The organism is Serratia ficaria (genome assembly GCF_900187015.1).
GTDB classification, from domain to species: domain Bacteria; phylum Pseudomonadota; class Gammaproteobacteria; order Enterobacterales; family Enterobacteriaceae; genus Serratia; species Serratia ficaria.
Window position 1 is genome coordinate 2013393 of sequence record NZ_LT906479.1, and the last position, 21888, is coordinate 2035280.

Annotated in this window: 19 protein-coding genes and 1 tRNA gene; 10 read left to right on the top strand and 10 right to left on the bottom strand. The window is 60.1% G+C overall.

Annotated features, from left to right (window positions below; translation table 11 throughout):
* Positions 1 to 314: 314 nt before the first annotated feature.
* From etsC to etsA, 3 genes are read right to left on the bottom strand one after another with little or no spacing between them, the layout of a single operon-like run.
* Positions 315 to 1679, bottom strand: a complete 1365-nt coding sequence (gene etsC, locus CKW09_RS09485; protein WP_095096944.1) for a macrolide efflux RND transporter outer membrane subunit EtsC — start codon at positions 1677 to 1679, stop codon at positions 315 to 317.
* Between the two features lie 3 nt (positions 1680 to 1682).
* Entirely contained in the window at positions 1683 to 3620 is a 1938-nt protein-coding gene (locus tag CKW09_RS09490; protein WP_061798290.1) for a MacB family efflux pump subunit, read from the bottom strand.
* On the bottom strand, positions 3617 to 4798 hold the full coding sequence (gene etsA, locus CKW09_RS09495; RefSeq protein ID WP_061798291.1) for a macrolide efflux RND transporter periplasmic adaptor subunit EtsA: 1182 nt from the start codon (positions 4796 to 4798) through the stop codon (positions 3617 to 3619). The genes CKW09_RS09490 and etsA overlap by 4 nt, the downstream gene beginning before the upstream one ends.
* Before the next feature lie 243 nt (positions 4799 to 5041).
* On the opposite strand from etsA, the gene cho reads away from it, so the two are divergent.
* The 5 genes from cho (at position 5042) to CKW09_RS24935 (ending at position 7401) form a co-directional block, all read left to right on the top strand.
* A complete protein-coding gene (gene cho / locus CKW09_RS09500; RefSeq protein WP_061798292.1) occupies positions 5042 to 5893 on the top strand; it encodes an excinuclease Cho in 852 nt (283 codons plus the stop codon).
* A 109-nt stretch (positions 5894 to 6002) separates the two neighbouring features.
* A tRNA-OTHER gene (locus CKW09_RS09505) sits at positions 6003 to 6098 on the top strand.
* 176 nt (positions 6099 to 6274) lie between these two features.
* The gene (locus tag CKW09_RS09510; RefSeq protein ID WP_061798293.1) at positions 6275 to 6574 is read left to right on the top strand and encodes a sigma-S stabilization anti-adapter protein IraP; all 300 of its coding nucleotides are present in this window, start codon (positions 6275 to 6277) and stop codon (positions 6572 to 6574) included.
* Positions 6575 to 6698: 124 nt separating this feature from the next.
* Entirely contained in the window at positions 6699 to 7202 is a 504-nt protein-coding gene (locus CKW09_RS09515) for a YlaC family protein (RefSeq protein WP_061798294.1), read from the top strand.
* 67 nt (positions 7203 to 7269) lie between these two features.
* Positions 7270 to 7401, top strand: a complete 132-nt coding sequence (locus tag CKW09_RS24935) for a hypothetical protein (protein ID WP_255211566.1) — start codon at positions 7270 to 7272, stop codon at positions 7399 to 7401.
* Between the two features lie 220 nt (positions 7402 to 7621).
* On the opposite strand, the gene CKW09_RS24940 is transcribed toward CKW09_RS24935, so the two are convergent.
* Complete coding sequence (locus CKW09_RS24940) at positions 7622 to 7750, bottom strand: hypothetical protein (RefSeq protein WP_255211567.1); 129 nt, start codon at positions 7748 to 7750, stop codon at positions 7622 to 7624.
* Between the two features lie 291 nt (positions 7751 to 8041).
* Entirely contained in the window at positions 8042 to 9763 is a 1722-nt protein-coding gene (locus CKW09_RS09520) for a potassium/proton antiporter (RefSeq protein ID WP_061798296.1), read from the bottom strand.
* 46 nt (positions 9764 to 9809) lie between these two features.
* On the opposite strand from CKW09_RS09520, the gene CKW09_RS09525 reads away from it, so the two are divergent.
* Positions 9810 to 10037: a hypothetical protein gene (locus CKW09_RS09525; RefSeq protein ID WP_145957249.1), complete on the top strand. Its 228-nt coding sequence runs from the start codon at positions 9810 to 9812 to the stop codon at positions 10035 to 10037.
* A 21-nt stretch (positions 10038 to 10058) separates the two neighbouring features.
* On the opposite strand, the gene CKW09_RS09530 is transcribed toward CKW09_RS09525, so the two are convergent.
* Together CKW09_RS09530 and mdoC are read right to left on the bottom strand one after the other, a co-directional pair.
* A complete protein-coding gene (locus tag CKW09_RS09530; protein ID WP_061798298.1) occupies positions 10059 to 10283 on the bottom strand; it encodes a hypothetical protein in 225 nt (74 codons plus the stop codon).
* 299 nt (positions 10284 to 10582) lie between these two features.
* Positions 10583 to 11713 (bottom strand): glucans biosynthesis protein MdoC, encoded by a 1131-nt coding sequence (mdoC, locus tag CKW09_RS09535; RefSeq protein WP_061798299.1) that lies wholly within the window; start codon positions 11711 to 11713, stop codon positions 10583 to 10585.
* A gap of 259 nt (positions 11714 to 11972) precedes the next feature.
* Between mdoC and CKW09_RS09540 the strand changes: the two genes are divergently transcribed.
* The 3 genes from CKW09_RS09540 to CKW09_RS09550 all read left to right on the top strand — a co-directional run bounded on the left by CKW09_RS09540 (position 11973) and on the right by CKW09_RS09550 (position 16502).
* Positions 11973 to 13541: a glucan biosynthesis protein G gene (locus CKW09_RS09540; RefSeq protein ID WP_174524363.1), complete on the top strand. Its 1569-nt coding sequence runs from the start codon at positions 11973 to 11975 to the stop codon at positions 13539 to 13541.
* Positions 13534 to 16095, top strand: coding sequence for a glucans biosynthesis glucosyltransferase MdoH (gene mdoH, locus CKW09_RS09545; RefSeq protein WP_061798303.1), 2562 nt, complete (start codon positions 13534 to 13536; stop codon positions 16093 to 16095). The genes CKW09_RS09540 and mdoH overlap by 8 nt, the downstream gene beginning before the upstream one ends.
* Before the next feature lie 209 nt (positions 16096 to 16304).
* Entirely contained in the window at positions 16305 to 16502 is a 198-nt protein-coding gene (locus CKW09_RS09550; RefSeq protein ID WP_061798381.1) for a YceK/YidQ family lipoprotein, read from the top strand.
* A 186-nt stretch (positions 16503 to 16688) separates the two neighbouring features.
* Here the strand turns inward: CKW09_RS09550 and CKW09_RS09560 are convergent, their stop codons facing one another.
* Positions 16689 to 17066: a MysB family protein gene (locus CKW09_RS09560; protein WP_061798306.1), complete on the bottom strand. Its 378-nt coding sequence runs from the start codon at positions 17064 to 17066 to the stop codon at positions 16689 to 16691.
* A gap of 196 nt (positions 17067 to 17262) precedes the next feature.
* Between CKW09_RS09560 and leuA the strand changes: the two genes are divergently transcribed.
* Positions 17263 to 18939, top strand: a complete 1677-nt coding sequence (leuA, locus tag CKW09_RS09565) for a 2-isopropylmalate synthase (RefSeq protein WP_095096953.1) — start codon at positions 17263 to 17265, stop codon at positions 18937 to 18939.
* Here the strand turns inward: leuA and CKW09_RS09570 are convergent.
* Both CKW09_RS09570 and CKW09_RS09575 read right to left on the bottom strand, forming a co-directional pair.
* Entirely contained in the window at positions 18902 to 19690 is a 789-nt protein-coding gene (locus CKW09_RS09570; RefSeq protein WP_061798309.1) for an AraC family transcriptional regulator, read from the bottom strand. The two genes, leuA and CKW09_RS09570, sit on opposite strands and share 38 nt — an antisense overlap.
* Positions 19691 to 19938: 248 nt before the next feature.
* Positions 19939 to 21492: a peptide MFS transporter gene (locus tag CKW09_RS09575; protein WP_095096956.1), complete on the bottom strand. Its 1554-nt coding sequence runs from the start codon at positions 21490 to 21492 to the stop codon at positions 19939 to 19941.
* Positions 21493 to 21888: the final 396 nt, after the last annotated feature.

Here is a 21888-nt window from a genome sequence, read left to right on the forward strand (position 1 = left end):
GTGAGCCTCCATGATCTTCATGAGATATGGATCACAAAACAAAGTGGTTTTTACCGATATTATGTCATTTAGGTGACTAATTATTTTGCATCTATAGCTTAACGTTATATCCCGTGGCGATCAAATTTAGCAGTTTATCTTATATGTTTGCACCGAAATAGTGCTATTTTAGAATGATAATTGTGCAAATCGGCGGTTTTTTGTCTGATTGACCGTGATTGAAGTATAGGAGCCGGCGCGGCGAATGCGGGCAAAATTAATGCGTTTTCGCGCGAAGAAAAGGAACGGCCTGACGCCAGGGCCAGGCCGGTGAATCATGGCGGCGAACCGCCGAATTCCAGATAAATTTTCGCCAGGTTTTGATATTGGCTGAATCGGTTTTCATCCAGCGCCAGTTCCGCCTGTCGGCGCTGTTCCTGCGCATCCAGCCAGTCGGTGATGGCGACCGCGCCCTGTCGGTAGCGCAGCTCATTCAGCCGTTCTGATTTGCGCGCCAGCGCCAGCACCGCCCGTTGATGCGTCTCCTGCGCCATCAGCTGCGCCCGCAGCGACAGCGCGTCGTCCACGTCGGCCATCGCTTTGTACAACGACTGCTTGAACGCCAGTACCCGCTGCTCATAGTCGTTGCGGGCGATTTTGACGTCCAGGCCCATTTGCCGCCATTGGAGAAACGGCAGCGTCAGGCTGGCGCCGACGGTACCGATCGGATTGCGCAGAAACTCCAGCAGCGCGGTGCTGCTGGTGCCCAGAGAGCCGGTCAGATTAAAGGTCGGGTAATACTCGGCGCGTTTGATGTCGACGTTGGCCAGTGCGGCGCGCAGCTGCAGCTCTTTGGCGCGAATGTCCGGCCGGTTGCCCAGCACGCTGGCCGGAATACCGCCGTTGACCTGCGGCAGCGGCTGCGTCGGCAGATGAGCGGGTTCCACTACGGCATGACCCGGCGGCGCGCCCAGCAACACCGTTTGCACATTCAGCGCCTGCTGGCGTTGATGCCGCAGCGCCAGCAGGTGGTTTTCCTGAGTCAGCAGGCTGCGTTCGGCATTCACCACGTCGAGCGCCGAGATGCTGCCGGCGTGAAAGCGGGCGTTGGCCAGCCGCAGCGTGTCTCTGGCATAGGCGATGCTCTGTCGGCTGACGGCGATCTGCTGGTTGATGTAGCCGAGGCGCCAGTAGTTGTTGCTGGCGTCGCTCAGCAACGTCAGGCGGAATGCCTGCAAATCCTGCTCGCTGGCCTGGCTGGCCCACTCGGCGGCGTCGCGCTGGCGGGCAATCTTGCCCCACAGGTCGAGCTCATAGCCGGTGCTGAGGCTGGCGCTGCTGCTCTTGGTCCAGGGCGAGGATTCGGACAACGGCCTGCCGCTGCCGGCGTTCAGCGTGGCGCTGAGGCTGGGGGCGTTGCTGACGTCGACCCGTTCAGCATTCAGCCGGGCGCGGTAGAGCCGCAGCACCGCGGCGGCCAGGTCATTGTTGCCGGCCATTACCTGCCGCAGCCACCGGTCGAGCTGCGGATCGCGAAAATCGCGCCAGTCAAACGGCGGCGGAACGTCGCCGGCATCGGCATGTTGCCACTGGGCCGGATACGCGACCTGCGGCGTTTGATAATCGCTTTTCAGCGCGTTGCCGCAGCCGGCGCTGAGCAGGGCGGCGAGGCATAAAGCCAGGGGAGATAAAATTTTCATGGGTTACTCGCTGGCCAAAGAGATGACCGGATCCATCCGTGCCGCCTTGCGGGCGGGGAGATAACCGAAGATCATGCCGATTAGGGTGGAGCAGAAGAACGCGGCGGCGGCGGCCTGCCAGGAATAGATGGCGGTGAGCATGCCGCCCGCCAGCGCGGTGAACAGCGAGCCGGCGGCAAACGACAGCGCAATGCCCAGCGCGCCGCCGATCAGGCAGACCAGCACCGCCTCAATCATAAACTGCTGCATGATGTCGCCGCGCCGCGCGCCAACCGCCATGCGCACGCCGATCTCATGGGTGCGTTCGGTGACCGAGACCAGCATGATATTCATCACCCCCAGGCTGCCGATCACCAGCGAGATCGACGCCACCATCAGGATCAGCAGGCTGAGGGTCATCGAGGTTTGCTCAATTGACTTGCGGTACTGATCGCGGTTGAACAGCATGAAATCTTTCACGCCGTGGCGCTGGGTCAGCAACTGGGTGATGGCGCTGACGGCCGCCGCGTTGTCGACGTCGTCCTTCAACCGTACGCTGATGCTGCTCAGCGTCGGCTTGCCGACCATGCGATACATCACCGTGCTGTAGGGCATCCAAACGTTGATGCGGTTCGGCGCGTAGTCCTGCTTGCTTTTGACGACGCCAATCACCCGCGCCGGCACGGCACCGAGGAACACGACTTGGCCGAGCGGCTCTCCCCCCTGATCGCCGAACAACGCGCGGCGGGCATTGTCGTCGATGATCGCCTCCTGCAGCGCATTGCGGTCGTCGCGGAAGGTGGTGCCCTGCAGCAGCGTCATGCCGTTGACGCGGAAATAGTCGCGGCCGACGCCGCTGATCGAGGCGCTGGCCGATTTGCCGCGAAAGCGAATGTTGTCGGAGGCGTTCACCTCGGGGCTGACGCTGTCGACAAAGCTTTGCTTCGCCAGCGCCTCGGCGTCGGCCGGCACCAGGGTGCGGATGCTGTCGATGGCGTCGTCGAAAAAATCGCGTCCGGGGTAAATGCTGACCACGTTGGTGCCCAGCCCTTTGATGTTTTCCAGCGTGCGCCGTTTGGCGCCTTCGCCCAGCGCCACCACGGTGACCACCGCGGCGATGCCGAAGATAATGCCGGTCATGGTCAGCGCGGTGCGCAGACGGTGGGCGTTCATCGCTTTCAGCGCCATCTGCAGCGATTCGCGGGTGCGGTCGAGCAGGCTTTGCCAGCCGCTCTGCCTGCTGCGGTTTGGCGGCGGCAGCGATTCGACGCCGGTGGGGCGGCCGCCGCTGTCGGCGACGATTTCGCCGTCCCGCAGCTCGATGATGCGCTGCGCATGCTGCGCCACCTGCATGTCGTGGGTGACGATCACCACCGTGTGGCCGCGCTGGTTAAGCTCGTTGAGGATCGCCAGCACCTCTTGCCCGGACTGGGAATCCAGCGCGCCGGTCGGCTCGTCCGCCAGAATGATCTCGCCGCCGTTGATCAGCGATCGGGCGATGCTGACGCGCTGCTGCTGGCCGCCGGAAAGCTCGCCGGGTTTGTGGTGCTCGCGGCCTTCCAGCCCCAGGCGGGCAAGCAGCTCCGCCGCGCGGCGGCGACGCTGGTCGCGCCGGCGGTTGGCGTAGATCGCCGGGATCTCGACGTTGCCCAGCGCGCTGAGGTCGGGCATCAGGTGATAGCGCTGGAAGATAAAGCCGATGTGTTCCCGGCGCAGCCTGGCCAGCTCATCAGGCGGCAGCTGGGCGGCGTTCTGGCCGCCGATGCAGTAGGCGCCGCAGTCCGGCACGTCGAGGCAGCCCATGATGTTCATCAGGGTAGACTTGCCGGAGCCGGAGGCGCCGATGATCGCCACCAGTTCGCCGGCGGCGATGGTCAGGTTGATGTCCTTCAGCACCGTCAACGCCTGGCCGCCGTTGGTGTAGGTGCGGCCGATGCCGGTCAGTTCGATGATGTTGTTCACAGGAAGAAGCCGCCTTCAGCCGGTTGGGCGCTCGGCTGCGACAGCACCACGGTTTCGCCGGCCTTCAGCCCGGCGAGGATCTGGATATCGACGTTGTCGGTGATGCCGGTTTTTACCGTGCGGGTTTCCAATTGGCCATTCGGGGTCAGCACCTGAACCTGCTGCTTTTTCCCTTCGCCGGCATGCACCGCCTGGATCGGCACCAGCAGGGCGTTTTTGGCTTCTCCGAGCAGCAGCGAGACCTGCGCGGTCATGGCGATGCGCAGCCGGTTTTCCGGATTCGGCACATCCAGCAGCGCATTGTAATACACCGAGGCGTTCGAGGTGCCGGAGCCGGAGGCCGAGCTGCTGCCGGCCAGCGAATCGTCCTTCATCACCGATTCCGGCGCCAGTTCGATGGTGCGCAGCGTGGCGTCGTAGCGCCGGTCCGGTTCCGAGAAGATGGTGAAGTAGGCTTTTTGCCCGGCGGTAATGCGGGTGATGTCGGCCTCGGAGATCTGGGCCTTGATGGTCATCACGTCCAGCCGAGCCAGCTTGATGATGGTCGGCGCGCTCTGGCTGGAGTTGACCGTTTGCCCCTGCTGGGTGACGACGGCGATGACGATGCCGTCCATCGGCGCCAGGACGCGGGTATAGCTCAGGTCGACCTTTTTCTTGTCGACTTCGATCTGCGCCTGCACCAGCTTGGCGTTGAGGGACAACAGCTCGGCGCGGGCGGTGGCGAGGTTGGCCTCGGCGGACTCATAGTCCTCGCGCGAGCTGGCTTCATCGTCGAGCATCCGGCGCTGGCGCTTGAAGCGCGACTCGGCCTGCTTCAGCAGCGCCCGTTTGGCCTGCAGGTCGGCTTTAACCAGGTTGAGCGCCGCTTCGGCGGTACGCAGGTCGTTGCGCTGCGGCAGGTCGTCGATATCGGCGATCGGCTGCCCTTTGGCGACGCGGTCGCCCAGCTTCACCTTCAGCGATTTTACCTGGCCGGAAACCTGCGCCCCGACGTTGACGCGCTCTATCGCGTCGAGCCGGCCGGTGGCCAGTACGGCATTTTCGATATCGCCCAGGCGCGCCGGAGCGGTGACATAGGCCGGCAGCGGCGAACGCTGCAGAAAGAACGCCAGCGCGGCGACGAAAATAATCAGCAAGGCGGCGGCGATAAGCGCCAGGCGGCGAGAGGTGAGTTTCATTAGCAGTAGGCCCAGGTTTTCCATAACGATAAAAGCTGCAGTTCCAGTCGACCGCCATAATGGCAGCGTCAGCCTTAACTGGCGATAAACGCCCGGCGTTTTCCGCCGTGAAACGATAGTAATGATTTTTTTGCTAAATATCACGGCGCGTCATGAGTAATCCGCTGCATGCATTTTGCGCACATTGGCGTTATACTGGATAAAAACCCATGTATCGCAATCCAGCCACCGTCTAAAGCCATCATGATGCCAAATCGCCTCGAACCGGAGCTCGACATTTATCAGTATCCGGAACACCTGCGCGCCAGCCTGGAGCAGCTGCCCAGGGCGCCGGGCGTCTACCTGTTTCACGGCCAGAGCGACAGCATGCCGCTGTACATCGGCAAAAGCGTCAACGTTCGCAGCCGGGTGATGGCGCATTTCCGCGCCCGGGATGAAGCCAAACTGCTGCGTCAGACGCAGCGCATCAGCTGCATCGCCACGGCGGGAGAGCTGGGGGCGCTGCTGCTGGAGGCGCAGCTGATCAAGCGGCGGCAGCCGCTGTTCAACAAACGGCTGCGGCGTTCGAAGCAGCTGTGTTCGCTGCGTTTGAGCGAGACGCGGGTAGAGATCGTACAGGCCAAAGACATCGATTTTGCCGCTACGCCCGATTTGTACGGGCTGTTCGCCAACCGCGGCGCCGCGCAGGAAAAGCTGCGCGCCATCGCCGACCAGCACCGGCTGTGTTATGGCCGGCTGGGCATCGACAAACTGCCGGCGGGCAGGGCCTGTTTTCGCTTCAGCCTGCGCAAATGCGCCGGTGCCTGCTGCGGTGCGGAGTCTGAACTGCAGCATCGGCAGCGGCTGGCCGCCGCGCTGGAACAAACCCGCATCGCCTGCTGGCCCTATGCGGGCCGGGTGGCGCTGGAGGAGCAGGGGAACGGCCTGCGCCAGTATCACGTGATCCACAACTGGTTTTATCTGGGCTCGGTCGACAGCCTGGAGCGGGTCGATACCCTGCAGCGCGCCGCCAGCCATTTCGACAGCGACGGTTACAAGATCCTGTGCAAGCCGCTGATGGGCGGCGACTACCGGATTATTGAACTGTCCAGCTAGGATAACGCTGGTGTGCGAGTGAGATTTATCTGCAAAATCAGGCGATCCTGCTTTAGCGGCTTGAACCCACAGCATTAATATGGATAATGGCGACCCGAAGCGAAGGAACGCGCTATTAACTCAGTTGGCAGAGTGATTGGTTTTATAATGGCTTGTTTTGGCTAGAAATTGATAGACGCGGGTTCGAGTCCTGCATAGCGCGCCAGCTTCCTTTTTATCCGCCGTTAGGCTAAAGCGCACCCGGGTTGATTTGCACTATCGGCTCCTCGTTGGGATTTTCGGGTGCGCTTTACCCTAACCGCCGCTTCCCGGCCCTGCCGACGTCGATCCTTTGCTAAACTGTAAACAGGCAGGCTTGCTGCCCGGCAACAGGAGGTCGATATGTCTCAGCCCGATCAACTGCAGGAGCTATTGCAACGCGTCGCGGCGCTCGAGGCCAGAGAGCAAGCGCTGACCGCCGCTTCCAACGCCTATCAGGCGATTATCACCACCATGCTCGGCAATCTGGACAAGACCGATCGCGACCGGATTATTGCGATGATCGACCAGGCGCACGAGATTGCCTACGCCCGCGCTATCCAGCGCAGCAATGAACCGCAGAAACAAAAAATCAAACGGGCTGACGACGTTGCTCAGCGCATGTTTATGTTCGCTCAGGGCAAAACCTCCCAACCTCGCTGAGCGCTCGACTATAACAGTTCCCGGTTTTTAATTGTTTAACTGATCTACCTGGCCAAACTGTACCTATGGTAGTTTGAGGGATGATTTTTGATGGCAATAATGCTTTCAGCATAAGGTTGTAACGATGGACGCGATTAAAAGCATCTTGGTTAAAGAAATAGAACAGATTAACCGGCGCGAAGGGCGCGACGGCAAGCCGCGATTCAATGGCGAATTCGCCCGCACCCACCGTTATCTGTGTCTCGCCATGTTCGCCGGCTACTTCGCCGTGATCGGCGTGATGTACCCGGTGCCTTATATGGGGTTCTATGCTTTCCTGGCCTTTACCGCGTTCGTGCTGTTCATGTTCGCCATGCTGCTGATTGAGATCAGGCCGGTGTACCGCTTCGAAGACATCGGCGTGTTGGACCTGCGCGTCTGCTACAACGGCGAGTGGTACTTCACCCGCGAACTGTCGCCGCAGGCGGTTCAGCAGCTGTTGGATGAACCGTCGATCGGCCCGGCGTTGAAGACGCGGATGCGGGAAATCATCGCCAACAAGGGCGAAATCGACTTCTATGACGTCTATGACCTGGCGTATTCAAAAAAGCCGCAGGATGCCCAGCCGCAGGTCGCGGCGCTCAACTGAGGGTTTCCGCCCGCGCGCTTGTCGATTATACTCGGTGCTGAACCGAGGTAAGCCAGAGGACCTAGCGATGAGTGATGATATTTTCGATTTCGATATCGATGCCGAATTAGCCAAAGCGGAAGAAAAAGCGGCGGAAAAAGTAAAAGAAGTCCCTGAGATCCTCGAGGACGAGGCGGACTGCGAAGGTTGCAAGATCTGATCGCCTGCGCAGTTGAAAAACCGCTACGGCGGTTTTTTTATGCCTGGAGTAAAGCGCGGAGCAAAAAAAAAGCCCGTTTCAGGCGGGCCAACACTTTAAGTAGTATGAGGGTTTGTTGTTTATTTATTCCATGTTTGTTTAGCATACGCTCAACCTGCGGCATGAGAAGCAGCAACATTGTAACAAAATGAGCGTGATGGCCAGTGTGCGTCGCGGCCGGTTAATCCAGAACGAATCCCCAGATCAACAGCCCGGCCACGATAATCAGGCAGAGCGCCGATACCGTCACCAGTATTTTTCCCAGAATGTCCTTATCTTGTTCCTGCTGTGTCACGTTAAGCTTATCCAATTAAAAGTCTATGGACCAAATCGGCGATGCCCAAATCCAGCGCTACCACTGCCAGCACCATGATCGCCATTACCGAAAGAAATCGAGTTTTGTTGTTCATATCCCGCCTTTATTACCGCTGCGGTTGACGGTCAATATTTCATTAATGGTAAATTTATCAATGGGATATGACCGGCCTGGAATACGGTTCTATAAATAATCACAGAGATTAAGAGCCTGCGGGCCGCGATAAGTTCCCCAGGCGAGAGAAGCCGCTGCGGGCATTGGCCGCGCAGCGGGGAGGGCTGAGCCTCAGTCGGTCACTATTTTTACGCCGATTTTGCTGACCTGATTGCCTTCCATTTCGGCGATGGTCCAGGTCAGGCCGTCCCACTCCACCTGATCGCCGATCACCGGTTCGCCGCCAATCAGCTGAATGACGAACTGGCCGAGGGTCTGCTGATCGTCCATGTCCTCTTGCAAATTAAGACCGTACAGCTGCGAGATATCGCTCAGGCGGGCGTCAGACTGCAGAATAAAGTCGCCGAAGAAGCGCTCGTCGAGGGTGACGGTCGGCGCCTGGCTGAACAGTTTGCCGAGGATCGGCAAATCATGCTCGTGACCGATGACGCACAGAATATCGTTTTCACGCAGCCGGGTGCTGCCGCTGGGGTGCAACAGCTCTTTACCGCGGAACAGGGCGGCGATGCGCGTGTTGGGCGGCATTTTCAGCTCGCGCAGCGCCGCGCCGACGCACCAGTTCTCGGCCGAGAGCTGGTAGACGAATTGCTCCCACTGGTTTTCCGGATGCACGTCCAGCCCGACGCGCGAAATCGGCGTCAGCGCCGGCGGCACGATCACCTTGGCTTTTCTGGCGGCGAAGGACAGCGTGGTGCCCTGCAGCAACAGAGACACCAGCACCACGAAGAAGGCGACGTTGAAGAACAGCTGCGCATTCGGCAATCCGGCCATCATCGGGAACACCGCCAGGATCACCGGCACGGCGCCGCGCAGGCCGACCCAGGAGATAAAGCCGCGCTCGCGCAGGGTAAAACTGCGAAACGGCAGCAGACCGATAAACACCGACAGCGGGCGGGCGAACAGGATCATCCACAGCGACAGCAGCAGGGCGGGGATAGCGATCGGCAGCAGCTCGTGCGGGTTGAGCAGCAGACCCAGCACCAGGAACATGCCGATTTGGCTCAGCCACGCCAGCCCGTCGAAGGTCTGTACGATGCCGTGGCGGTTGCGGATTGGCCGGTTGCCCAGCAGCAGGCCGCACAGATACACCGCCAGAATGCCGCTGCCGTCCAGCGCGGTGGTCAGGGCAAAGATGAGTATGCCGCCGCTTACCGCCAACAGCGGATACAGGCCCTCGGCCAGCTTGATGTGGTTGATCAGCGTCAGCAGCAGCCAGCCGCCGCCGAGGCCAAATACGATGCCCATGCCGAATTGCTGCATCAGGTGCAGCGGGAACATCCAGCTGACGGTGGTTTCGCCGGCGGCGATCATCGCGATCAGGGTGATGGTGAGGAAGACCGCCATCGGATCGTTGCTGCCGGATTCGATTTCCAGCGTGGCGCTGACGCGTTCGTTCAGCCCTTTGCCGCCCAGCAGCGAAAACACCGCGGCGGCGTCGGTGGAGCCGATGATGGCGCCAATCAGCAGGCCCTGCAGCAGATCGAGATCGAACAGCCAGGCGGCCGCCATGCCGGTAAGCCCGGCGGTGATCACCACGCCGACGGTGGCGAGGGACAGCGCCGGCCACAAAGCGACGCGGAAGGAGCTGACGCGGGTGCGCATGCCGCCGTCGAGCAGGATCACCGCCAGCGCCAGGTTACTGACCAGGTAGGCGACCGGATAATTGCTGAAAACGATGCCGCCCGGGCCGTCGACGCCGGCCAGCATGCCGATCGCCAGGAATATCACCAGGATCGGGATGCCGAGGCGCGAAGAAAACGAGCTTAGCAGAATACTTGCCCCCACCAGCACGGCACCGATGACGAACAGACTGTTAATGGTGCTGGCATCCAAAATAACGTTCTCCTGAGGTTGGGCTGGGCGGCGGCGCGTAAGCGCAATGAGCCCGATGATGATAACGTGTTTAGTGGGTAAAACGCCAAGGCTGATTGATAAAACAATCTGGCATTTATTCTCGTTTGGTCAGGAAGCGATGATCAACGGCGGGGAACAGGTGGAGTTCTTGCTTTTATCTATAGTTATCAGGCTACTGTATTTTTACTTTGGCAATAATCCCGGTTTGCGGCGCCGTGGGGAAAAACCATTAAGCCCCCGCCAGGAGGCTTAATGGTTTGCTGACGGGGGGTGATTAATGGTCGAGGGATTGCAAGGCGCGCTTGATCAGCTCGGCGGCCAGCTTCCTTTCCGCCTCTGACACGCCGTCAAGATTGAGGTTGGAAAGTTCGGTTACCAGGATGCTGCGATCTTTGCCGCTGATGGAGGCGTCCAGCGCGGAGAGCAGTCTGCCGAGGATCTTCAGCAGCGTGGCGTTTTCCGGCACGGCTTCCGGCGCCGTGGTGTCTTTGTCGGTCATCAAAAATCCTCTCTGTCGTGCGGAAGGGAGATACGGCAAACGCGTTCATTTAAGCTGTCGCGCATTCCCTCAGGGTTCATTGAGCCCAATCGCTACCGTAAGGCAGGGATGTGGATTTCCACTTATGCATTGCAGTTATAACAACTCGCTGCAATATGCTCCAGCATAACTTTGCACTAACTTCCGATCGGCGGCTGAGCAATGTGTGCTGCGTATGCAAAATGAATGATACGCGCTTTAACTTTCCGGGGGATGACAGAGGAAACCCTGCAAATCATTAATGTTTGCAGGGTTAAAGGTTATTGTGGCTTGCCGGAGAACAGGAAACGCAGCAGGGGAATGCGCTTGTGCAGTTCATATAATGCGAAGGCCAGGGAGAAGACAAACAGCAGGCCCAACAGGAATCCCAGCAGGTTGCTGCTGATATAAGGCGTGATGAAAGCGCCATATATTAAGGTGAGCGGATGGTGCACCAGATATATAAACAGCGAGGCGTTTACCAGGTAAGTGATGCGCGCCGAATGGGCGTTCAGCCAGTGGTGCCCGAAAGAGAACACCAGGTTCGTCGTCAGGATGCCCAATAGGGTTTTGATCACCACTTCCAGCTCAAACATGTAGCTGCTGTCGGCCAACAGCTTCTGATTCAGCATGTAGGCGATGAACAACAGCAGCGAGCCGAGCAGCGCCAGCGGGGAGCGGCGCAGGAAAACTTCCTTAAGCCACACGTACTTGAAGGCGTAAGCGCCGAGGATGAAGAACGGCAGGTAGAACAGGGTTTCCATCACCACGAAGTTGAACAGGCCGTTGGACAATAACTGCGGCGCAAGAATTAAAATAATGCGGTGCGCGGCCGAATAGAATAAAGCATAAATAAGAAAGAGCAGTGAGATGTTTCCTAATCCGGTCATTTTATTTATTAGCGCCGGAACGCGATCTTTCTTTTGCGCCTTAATTTTTCGGAACAGGTAAAAACAGACGCAGGTCAGCAGCGAGAGGGTTAATAAAAACCACAGGTGAGAAACCAGCTCCCAAACTGTTACATTTATTTTCTGATAGAGAGAGAACGCGTCCCAGCCGTTTAATTTATCGGTGAAGTTTTTCAGCAAAAAAAACTGCGGCAGGGTGATTAGGGGGATAGAGCTCAGCAGCGGGATCGCCACCCGCTCCAGCCTGACCTTCAGCCACTGGCGGCGCTCATAGCGCTGGTACAGCATGTAGGAGAAGTAGCCGGAGATCACGAAGAACACCTGCATGCGAAAGGCGTGGATGAAATCGTTCAGCACCGTCAGGGAAAAGGACGGCGTGGTGCTGTTCACCGCCCAGGCGTGGCCGGAATAGATCAGAGAAAGATGGAACGGAACGCCGAGCAGCATCAAATAAGCCCGGATCGAATCAAGAAAGTACTCGCGTTGCTTGCTGCCGTCAGTCATAGGTTACCGCTGGTGATTTAATCGGATGATCATTAACACGCTTAATAAGTCGTCAAGGGTTAAATCGTTATCCGGAACCCTACTATACCGATTCTCATTTTTCCATAGCGTCTTGTAGCGCGGCTTGCTACGCTGGTGTTTCGTCAGCTGCTTAAACTATGAGCCACAAACATGAACCATCCATTTATCATGTTGTCGGAAAGCTGAATAATCCATTAATATGGATTTAAATGTTTTGAGCACACGAATAGGGGGGGATGTGCTAGTTAATATATTATCCGGACAACCACGCGCCGCGAGCGTACGTTGGTTAGGTGCTACCGTATTGTTCACGCTGTTTACGTCGCCGGCATGGGCTTTTTCCATCGATGATGTGGCCAAGCAGGCGCAGGATCTGGCAGGAAAAGGCTTTGAGGCGCCGAAGAGCAACCTTCCTTCTCAGTTCCGCGAGATGAAATTCGCGGACTATCAGCAGATTCAGTTCAATCACGATAAAGCCTATTGGAACAAGCTGAAAACCCCTTTCAAGCTTGAGTTCTATCATCAGGGGATGTACTTCGACACGCCGGTGAAGATCAACGAAGTGACCGCCACCAGCGTCAAAGAGATCAAGTACAACCCGGACTACTTCAATTTCGGTTCGGTGAAGCACGATCCTGAATCGGTGAAGAACCTCGGTTTCGCCGGTTTCAAGGTGCTGTATCCGATCAACAGCGCAGACAAGAACGACGAGATTATGAGCCTGCTGGGCGCGAGCTACTTCCGCGTGGTGGGTAAAGGCCAGGTATACGGGCTTTCCGCCCGCGGCCTGGCGATTGACACCGCGTTGCCGTCCGGCGAAGAGTTCCCGCGTTTCCGCGAGTTCTGGGTCGAGCGTCCGAAGCAGGGCGACAAGCACCTGGTTATCTACGCGCTGCTGGATTCTCCGCGCGCCACCGGCGCTTATCGCTTTGTGGTCTATCCGGGCCGCGACAGCACCGTGGACGTCCAGTCCAAAGTGTTCCTGCGCGACAAGGTCGGCAAATTGGGCATGGCGCCGTTGACCAGCATGTTCCTGTTCGGGCCGAGCCAGCCTTCGCCGACGCTGAACTACCGCCCGGCGCTGCATGACTCCAACGGCCTGTCGATCCACGCCGGCAACGGGGAATGGATCTGGCGTCCGCTGAATAATCCGAAGCACCTGTCCGTCAGCACCTATACCGTCGAAAATCCGAAAGGCTTCGGTCTGCTGCAGCGCGGCCGCAACTTCAAGGATTACGAAGATCTGGACGATCGTTACGATCTGCGCCCAAGCGCCTGGATCGAACCGCGCGGCGACTGGGGCAAGGGCAAGGTTGAGCTGGTGGAGATCCCGACCGCGGATGAAACCAACGACAACATCGTCGCTTTCTGGACCCCGGACGTGCTGCCGGACGCTAAAACGCCGCTGGCGCTGAGCTACCGCCTGCACTTCACCCGCGATGAAGACAAGCTGCATTCGCAGGATATCGCCTATGTCAGCCAGACCATGCGTTCCACCGGCGACGTGAAGCAGTCGAACCTGATCCGCGAGCCTGACGGCAGCGTGGCGTTCCTGGTTGACTTCGTCGGCCCGGTGCTGAAAGACCTGGACGCCAACACGCCGATCGCCTCTCAGGTCAGCATCGGCGACAACGGTGAGTTGGTGGAAAACAATGTCCGCTATAATCCAGTGACCAAAGGCTGGCGTCTGACGGTGCGTCTGAAAGTGAAAGACGACAAGAAGCCGGTAGAAATGCGCGCTGCGCTGGTCAATGGTGATAAGACCCTGTCGGAAACCTGGAGCTATCAGCTACCTGCCAATGAATAAGCCTACTCAATCTGCCCAGGATTATCTTGCGGCAATGCCTCTGACCGCCGCGCGGTCAGAGGCGCTCAAACCACAGCCGGCGGCGGATGACGCCCTGGCGCTGGAGGCGCTGCATCGTCAGATGGGCGCCGCCGACGCCAACGTCGACAGCCTGCCGGCGGATGACGTGGCGCTGGCCTCGGTCAAGACGCGTATTGAAAGCGCCTGGCCGGATGCGGTCAGCGACGACGACTTCGATACCGACCCGGAAGGGCGGACGATCCTCAAGGCGACGCCGCCGATCAAGCGCACCAGCATGTTCCCCGAAGCCTGGCGCACCAACCCGGTGGCGCGCTTCTGGGACTCGCTGCTGGGCCGCACGCCGCATAATCGCCACGCGTCCAAAGAGGAAGCGGCGGCGGAGAACCGCTGGCGCGCCGTCGGCTCCATGCGCCGCTATGTGCTGCTGGTGTTGATGCTGGTGCAGACCGGCATCGCCACCTGGTACATGAAAACCATCCTGCCGTATCAGGGATGGGCGCTGATCGACCCGCTCGCCATGCTGGATCAGGATCTGATGCAATCGGTGCTGCAGCTGCTGCCTTACGTATTGCAGACCGGCATCCTGATCCTGTTCGCCATTCTGTTCTGTTGGGTGTCCGCCGGATTCTGGACCGCGCTGATGGGCTTCCTGCAGTTGCTGATCGGCAAGGACAAATACAGCATCTCCTCCACCATCAAGGGCGATGAGCCGATCAACCCGGCGCACCGCACCGCGCTGATCATGCCCATCTGCAACGAAGACGTCGAGCGGGTGTTCGCCGGCCTGCGCGCGACCTATGAGTCCGTCGCCGCCACCGGTCAGCTGGAACACTTCGATATCTACGTGCTGAGCGACAGCTACGATCCGGATATCTGCGTGGCGGAGCAAAAGGCCTGGATGGAGCTGTGCCGCGACGTTGACGGCCACGGCCGCATCTTCTATCGCCGCCGCCGCCGCCGCGTGAAACGCAAAAGCGGCAACATCGACGACTTCTGCCGTCGTTGGGGCGGAGAGTACAGCTACATGGTGATCCTGGACGCCGACAGCGTGATGAGCGGCGAGTGCCTCACCGGGCTGGTGCGCCTGATGGAAGCCAACCCGAACGCCGGGATTATCCAGTCCGCGCCGAAGGCGTCCGGCATGGATACCCTGTACGCTCGCGTGCAGCAGTTCGCCACCCGGGTCTATGGGCCGCTGTTCACCGCCGGCCTGCATTTCTGGCAGTTGGGCGAATCGCACTACTGGGGCCACAACGCGATCATCCGCGTGAAGCCGTTTATCGAACACTGTGCGCTGGCGCCGCTGCCGGGCGAGGGCTCCTTCGCCGGCTCGATTCTGTCGCATGACTTCGTCGAGGCCGCGCTGATGCGCCGCGCCGGTTGGGGCGTCTGGATCGCCTACGACCTGCCGGGCAGCTACGAAGAACTGCCGCCTAACCTGCTGGACGAGCTGAAGCGCGACCGCCGCTGGTGCCACGGCAACCTGATGAACTTCCGCCTGTTCCTGGTGAAAGGCATGCACCCGGTGCACCGTGCGGTGTTCCTGACCGGCGTGATGTCGTATCTGTCCGCGCCGCTGTGGTTCATGTTCCTGGCGCTGTCCACCGCGCTGCAGGTGGTGCATACCCTGATGGAGCCGCAGTACTTCCTGCAGCCGCGCCAGCTGTTCCCGGTGTGGCCGCAGTGGCGGCCGGAGCTGGCGATAGCGCTGTTCTCCACCACTCTGGTGCTGCTGTTCCTGCCGAAGCTGCTGAGCATCGTGCTGATCTGGGCGAAGGGCGCGAAAGAGTACGGCGGCGCTTTCCGCCTGCTGATTTCCATGCTGATGGAAATGCTGTTCTCGGTGCTGCTGGCGCCGGTGCGCATGCTGTTCCATACCGTGTTCGTGGTCAGCGCCTTCCTCGGTTGGGAAGTGGTGTGGAATTCACCGCAGCGTGACGACGACGACACCCCGTGGGGCGAAGCGTTCAAACGCCACGGTTCGCAGATGCTGTTGGGGCTGGTGTGGGCCGGCGGCATGGCCTGGCTGGACCTGCGCTTCCTGTGGTGGCTGTCGCCGATCGTGTTCTCGCTGATCCTGTCGCCGTTCGTCTCGGTGTTGTCGAGCCGTGCAACCCTCGGCATGAAGAGCAAGCGCGCCAAGCTGTTCCTGATCCCGGAAGAATACTCGCCGCCGCGCGAACTGCTGGCGACGGAGGAGTATCTGAAGCTCAACCGCGAACGCGCTTTGGCCAACGGCTTTATGCATGCGGTGGTCAACCCGTCCTTCAATGCGCTGTCCACCGCGCTGGCGACGGCGCGGCACCATCTGCGCGCGGCGATCGAACGCAACCGCGAAGCGCGGGTGAACGAGGCGCTGGAACTGGGGCCGGAAAAACTGGTGAAGGGCAAACGCCTGGAGCTGCTGAGCGATCCGGTGGCGCTGTCGCGTCTGCACCAGCGCGTCTGGCTGCAGCCGGAAGGCGCCGCCTGGCGCGAGCACTACCGGCAGTTGCCGCATAACCCGCTGGCGCATCCGGCAGGGCAAGGCTAACCGCAGCATCCGCTGTTCCTGCGGGGAATGCGCCTGGCGCGTTCCCCGTTTTTTTTGCCCGTCGCTTACGGATTACTGACAAATCGCCGGCGTCAATCTATGGTAGAATTTGCGCGACGCGTTGTTTACTTCCTGAACAACCATGGCGAAGAGTCAATGTGGTGAAGCTCTCCTTTTTATTCCGTCTGGCCCTGTTGGCGGCCAGCCTGATGACCTTGTCCGGCTGCGGCAGCATCATCAGCCGTACCGTGCCCGGCGCCGGGCACGGCCATCAATATTATCCCGGCGTACAGTGGGATCTGCGCGATACGCCGTGGCGTTATATCACGGTGATAGACGTGCCGCTGTCGATGGTGGTGGATACCTTTATGCTGCCGTTCGACGCGCAGCATGGCCCGTATGAATAATCCGCATCAGCGGGTGGCGAATACCGCCGGCCGATAGCCTTTCTGGCCGCAACGGAAGGGCGCCAGCGCCGTCATGCCCAGCCCCTGCACCTGAGCCGCCGGCGAATGCGGGTTATCGTCGTCGATAAACAGCGCCCGACGTCAAAATCGGCGCGGGTTCGCGCCAGGACGGCGGCAAGCGGGCGCTCAGCGCTCATCCCACTCGTCGGCGGCCGCCTGACCCTCTTCGGTGTCCGGCGGCGGTTCGAGCAGGAAATCGCCTTCTTCCCATTCGTACAGGGTGTTTTCATCGATCCATTCGGCGGTGATTTCCACCTCGTCGTAATCGCCGTCAAAAATCGCCTGAGCGGCCGCGCCGCTGCGCAGCGTCAGGCACTCGACCGCCTCGCCTTCCTCTTCGAAGAATTCCGCCTGCCACATGATGTCGCCATCCAGCATCACGTATTTCTGCAGGTTGAACTGTTGCGGCACCGGCGGCTCGTCGCCATTGCCGCCTTCGGCGGTATCGATAAAGTCTTCGCGCGCTGCTTCGATGGCTTCTTCCAGGGTTGCATACAGGCTCATGTTCGCCTCCGTTGACGATGAGGGGGTAGGGGCCAGCGTCATGACAAACGTCAGAATTAATTGTTGCTTCACTGGCGCAGGATGCAAATTTTTTTGTTGTCCGTTTTGCGACGACGGTTGTCCGTTAGGCGGGCGCAGGGAAAGGCGCGGCGGGAAATAATGGCCCTAACGTTCAGCCCAGTCCCAGGAGAATTTTATGTTAATCGACCCTTCAGGCAAATATCGTCCCTTCCCGCCGGTGGCGTTGGCCGATCGGCAATGGCCGGGGCGCACCCTGCAGCAGGCGCCGCGCTGGTGTTCCAGCGATCTGCGCGACGGCAATCAGGCGCTGGCGGAGCCGATGGATAACGCCCGCAAACGCCAGTTTTATCGGCTGCTGCTGCAGTGCGGTTTTAAAGAGATTGAAGTGGCTTTTCCCTCGGCGTCGCAGACGGATTTCGATTTTGTGCGCGGGCTGATCGACGAACAGCTGATCCCGCACGACGTCAGCATTCAGGTGCTGACCCAGTCGCGGGACGATCTGATCGACCGCACCTTTGAGGCGCTGCAGGGCGTTCCGCGCGCCATCGTGCATTTGTATAACGCCACCGCCCCGATGTTTCGCGACATCGTGTTTCGCCAGGACAAGGCCGCCACCGTGGCGCTGGCGGTAAACGGCGCGCGGCGCATTCGCCGCCTGTGCGAACAGCAGCCGGAAACGGCCTGGACCTTTGAATATTCGCCGGAAACCTTCTGTTTTACCGAACTGGAGTTCGCGCTGGAAATTTGCGAAGCGGTGGCCGACGTCTGGCAGCCCGGCCCGCAGCGGCCGATGATCATCAACCTGCCGGCGACGGTGGAGGTCAGCACGCCCAACGTTTACGCCGATCAGATTGAATGGTTTTGCCGTCATTTCAGCCAGCGCGCGCAGGTGACAATCAGTGTGCATCCGCATAACGACCGCGGCACCGGGGTGGCCTGCGCCGAGCTGGCGCTGCTGGCGGGCGCCGACCGGGTGGAAGGCTGTCTGTTCGGCAACGGCGAGCGCACCGGCAACGTCGATTTGGTGACCTTGGCGCTCAATCTGTATACCCAGGGCGTGGCGCCGGGGCTGGATTTCAGCCGCTTAAAACAGGTGGTGGAGGTGGTGGAGCAATGCAATCAGCTGCCGGTGCATCCACGGCATCCCTATGCCGGTGAGCTGGTATTCACCGCGTTCTCCGGTTCTCACCAGGATGCGATCAAGAAAGGCTTCATCGCGCAGCAACAGCGGCAGGACGGGCTGTGGCAGGTGCCTTATCTGCCGCTCGATCCCGCCGACGTCGGCTGCAGCTATGAGGCGGTGATCCGGGTCAACAGCCAGTCCGGCAAAAGCGGCGCCGCCTGGTTGCTGGAGCAGAATCATGGGTTGTCGTTGCCGCGCGGGCTGCAAATCGATTTCAGCAAGCGGGTGCAACAGGCCACCGACGGCAGCGGCAAAGAGATGACCTCCGCGCAAGCATGGCGACTGTTTCGCGACAGCTATGGCCTGGTGGACCTGCCGCGGCTGCAGCTGCTGAGCTATCAAACGGAAAGCCACGGCGTCGAGGCTTACAGCTTCAGCGCCCGGGTGTTGTGGCAGGGGGAACAATTGCGGCTGTTGGGCGCCGGCAACGGGCTGCTTTCCAGCGCGGTGGATGCGCTGCGCCAGCGGTTTGGCCTGAGCCTGGCGATAGAAGACTATCATGAACATACGCTGGGGCATCAGAGCAGCAGCCGTGCGGTGGCCTATATTCGCTGCACCCTGGCGCACGGCGAGGCGGCCTATGGCGTCGGCATCGACGTCGACTCCGCCAGCGCCTCGCTGCAGGCGCTGTTCAACGTCGCCGGTCGCTATCTTGGGGCATCTTGCTGAAATATTCGCTGGGCGCTACGCCCAGCATGCGGCGAAACATGGCGCTGAAAGCGCTGGGGCTGTCGTAGCCGAGATCCAGCGCCACTTCCAGCACCGAATGCCCGGCCGCCAGCGCGTTCAGCGCCGCCAGCAGGCGGGCGCGGCGCACCCAGTCGCCAAAACGCAGGCCGGTTTCGCGCTGAAAGCGGCGCGACAGGGTGCGACCGCTAACGTTGAGATGAGCGGCCGCCTGTTCCAGCTCCCAGGGCTGCGCCAGCGTTTGCTGCATATGGCGGCACAGCGCCAGCAGGGGCGCATCGCGCGGCTCCGGCAAATGCAGCGGCAGAATGGGCAACACCCGCAGCTCATCCAGGATCAGTTCCATCACCCGCTCATCGCGGCCGCCCGGCGGATAGCCCGGCGCAATGTCCATCGCACTGATAATCAGCTCGCGCAGCAGCGGTGAGATTTGCACCACCTGACACTGCGCGGGCAGATCGGCGCGCGCCAGCGGATCGATAAACAGCGTTCTGGCCGCCACCTTGCCGGTGATGCGCAGGCTGTGCACCATTTGGGCCGGCAGCCAGACGCCGCGCCCGGGCGGGACCACCCAGCTGCCCAGCCGGGTATCGACCTGCACCACGCCGCTGAGGCTGTGGATCAGCTGCGCGCAGTTGTGATAGTGGTCGGGTTCGAAATCACCGTGCAGGTAGTCCTTGGCCAGCGGCCTGATCGTTTCGTCGGCCGGCAGGAAATCGTGAAACAGCAACATCGTCGGGCGGCCTCCGCAGGCTGGGGTAATAACGACAGCATGCCATGCGCCATGCCCCCGCACCAGCCTGTGGCGCAGGCGCGCCGCATTTCTTGTCAGGTAGTCAGCTTCCGCAGGGGGACAGGGTATATGTTGGCGCACTTTCGAAGATGTCGACGGCTATCGCGTGGTGTTGCAGCGCCAGGACTGGCCGCAGTAAAAAAGCCGGCGCATCAAGCGCCGGCTGCAGGGGACCAGCCTGGCTTCCGTCAGGCGCTGGTGAGCGGTTTCTGCTCGCTCTTGGTCTGGGTATTGGCCAGCATGCGGCGCACCGGCACGATCAGGACGATCAGCACGGCGGCGCAGATTAACAGCGCAATTGAGCAGCGGGCGAACAGGTCCGGCAGCATGTCCAACTGGTCGGCCTTGACGTGCCCGCCGATCAGGCCGGCCGCCAGGTTGCCCAGCGCGCTGGCGCAGAACCACAGGCCCATCATCTGGCCGCGCATTCTTTCCGGCGCCAGCAGGGTCATGGTGGCCAGGCCTATCGGGCTCAGGCAGAGCTCACCCAGCGTCAGCATCAGAATGCTGCCGACCAGCCACAGCGGCGATACGCCGGCGCCGCCGTTGCTCAGCACGTTCTGCGCGGCCAGCATCATCAGGCCGAAGCCGGCGGCGGCGAACAGAATGCCGATCACGAATTTGGTGATGCTACTCAGGCGCACCTTGTTGCGCGCCAGCGCCGGCCATGCCCAGCTGAATACCGGCGCCAGCAGGATGATGAACAGGGCGTTGATCGACTGGAACCAGACCGCCGGGATCTCGAAGCCACCGATCATGCGGTTGGTATAGTCGTTGGCAAACAGGTTGAACGAGGTCGGTTTCTGCTCAAACGCCGACCAGAAGAAGGCGGCGGAAACCAGCAGGATGAAGCACACCAGCAAACGCGCGCGCTCCTTGCGGCTCAGGCCGGCGAACACGAACAGGTAGATGAAGTACAGGGTGACCGACGCCGCGATCACGTACACCAGCGCGCTGGCGACCTCGACCGGGTTGATGACGATCACGCCCTGTGCGATCAGGGTGATTATCACCGCCACGCCCAGCGCCAGCGCCAGCAGCCAGGCGCCAACGCCGTTTTTCTTGGCGACCGGGCTGTTCCAGGTGGAGTCCAGGCCCACTTCGCGATCGTAGCGTTTCATCGCCGGCACCGCGAATACGCGGAAGATCACCAGCGCCACCAGCATTCCGATGCCGCCGATGCCGAAGCCCCAGTGCCAGCCGTGCGATTTAATCAGCCAGCCGGAAATCAACGGCGCAATGAACGAGCCCATGTTGATGCCCATGTAGAACAGCGAGAAGCCGCCGTCACGGCGCGCATCGCCTTTTTTGTACAGGGTGCCGACCATCACCGAGATGCAGGTCTTGAACAGGCCGGAGCCGAGCACGATGAACATCAGGCCGATAAAGAACAGGTTGTTGCCCATCACGGCGGAGAGGGCGATGGACAGGTGGCCGAGGGCGATCAGAATCGAACCGTACCACACCGCCTTGCGCTGGCCGAGCCAGTTATCCGCCAGCCAGCCGCCCGGCAGCGCGGCCAGGTACATGCTGCCGGCGAAGATGCCGACGATCGCCGAGGCGTTTTCGCGCGCCAGCCCCATGCCGCCGTCATAGACGGTGGCCGCCATAAACAGGATCAGTAACGGCCGAATGCCGTAAAACGAGAATCGCTCCCACATTTCGGTGAAAAACAGCGAGCCAAGCGGATAGGGGTGGCCGAAGAAGGTCCGGCTTTCTTGTTTGTTAACAGAGGATTGCATAACGTCTTCCCAATAAAGTGCGCCGCATTGCGGCAGCGGATACTGTGGTATGTATGTGTATTTAAGCAAGGCGATCCGCCCAATGCGGATTACCCGACAAAACCTCAGCCGCAGCGCCTGTAAACCGTGGAAAGCGCGCCGGCCATTTTTTCACTTAGCCGATGTTTTACATCTGGCGTGATATTATTTAACCATTTGATAACTGGATGATGGTTTTGTCTAGTCCCTGTATCCCATTTTTTAGATGAAAAGTCGACAAACATCTACTTTCTTGGTTTTTACGTTGGTTGCGACAGGAATATGATTGACAGCGGGTTTTATGCGCAGAAAGACAATTAACCTTTTATAAACAAAACGTTGGGATGGGATTTTTCTTAATGGAAGGAAAAGTCGCCG

Coding starts and splice junctions, on each gene's coding strand:
- CKW09_RS09525 (WP_145957249.1), top strand. CDS start 9,810: ATGAGCCCGATGATGATAACGTGTTTAGTGGGTAAAACGCCAAGGCTG.
- mdoC (WP_061798299.1), bottom strand. CDS start 11,713: ATGACTGACGGCAGCAAGCAACGCGAGTACTTTCTTGATTCGATCCGG.
- CKW09_RS09510 (WP_061798293.1), top strand. CDS start 6,275: ATGTCTCAGCCCGATCAACTGCAGGAGCTATTGCAACGCGTCGCGGCG.
- CKW09_RS09515 (WP_061798294.1), top strand. CDS start 6,699: ATGGACGCGATTAAAAGCATCTTGGTTAAAGAAATAGAACAGATTAAC.
- CKW09_RS09570 (WP_061798309.1), bottom strand. CDS start 19,690: ATGTTGCTGTTTCACGATTTCCTGCCGGCCGACGAAACGATCAGGCCG.
- CKW09_RS09560 (WP_061798306.1), bottom strand. CDS start 17,066: ATGAGCCTGTATGCAACCCTGGAAGAAGCCATCGAAGCAGCGCGCGAA.
- leuA (WP_095096953.1), top strand. CDS start 17,263: ATGTTAATCGACCCTTCAGGCAAATATCGTCCCTTCCCGCCGGTGGCG.
- etsA (WP_061798291.1), bottom strand. CDS start 4,798: ATGAAACTCACCTCTCGCCGCCTGGCGCTTATCGCCGCCGCCTTGCTG.
- CKW09_RS09575 (WP_095096956.1), bottom strand. CDS start 21,492: ATGCAATCCTCTGTTAACAAACAAGAAAGCCGGACCTTCTTCGGCCAC.
- mdoH (WP_061798303.1), top strand. CDS start 13,534: ATGAATAAGCCTACTCAATCTGCCCAGGATTATCTTGCGGCAATGCCT.
- cho (WP_061798292.1), top strand. CDS start 5,042: ATGATGCCAAATCGCCTCGAACCGGAGCTCGACATTTATCAGTATCCG.
- CKW09_RS09530 (WP_061798298.1), bottom strand. CDS start 10,283: ATGACCGACAAAGACACCACGGCGCCGGAAGCCGTGCCGGAAAACGCC.
- CKW09_RS09550 (WP_061798381.1), top strand. CDS start 16,305: ATGACCTTGTCCGGCTGCGGCAGCATCATCAGCCGTACCGTGCCCGGC.
- CKW09_RS24935 (WP_255211566.1), top strand. CDS start 7,270: ATGAGTGATGATATTTTCGATTTCGATATCGATGCCGAATTAGCCAAA.
- etsC (WP_095096944.1), bottom strand. CDS start 1,679: ATGAAAATTTTATCTCCCCTGGCTTTATGCCTCGCCGCCCTGCTCAGC.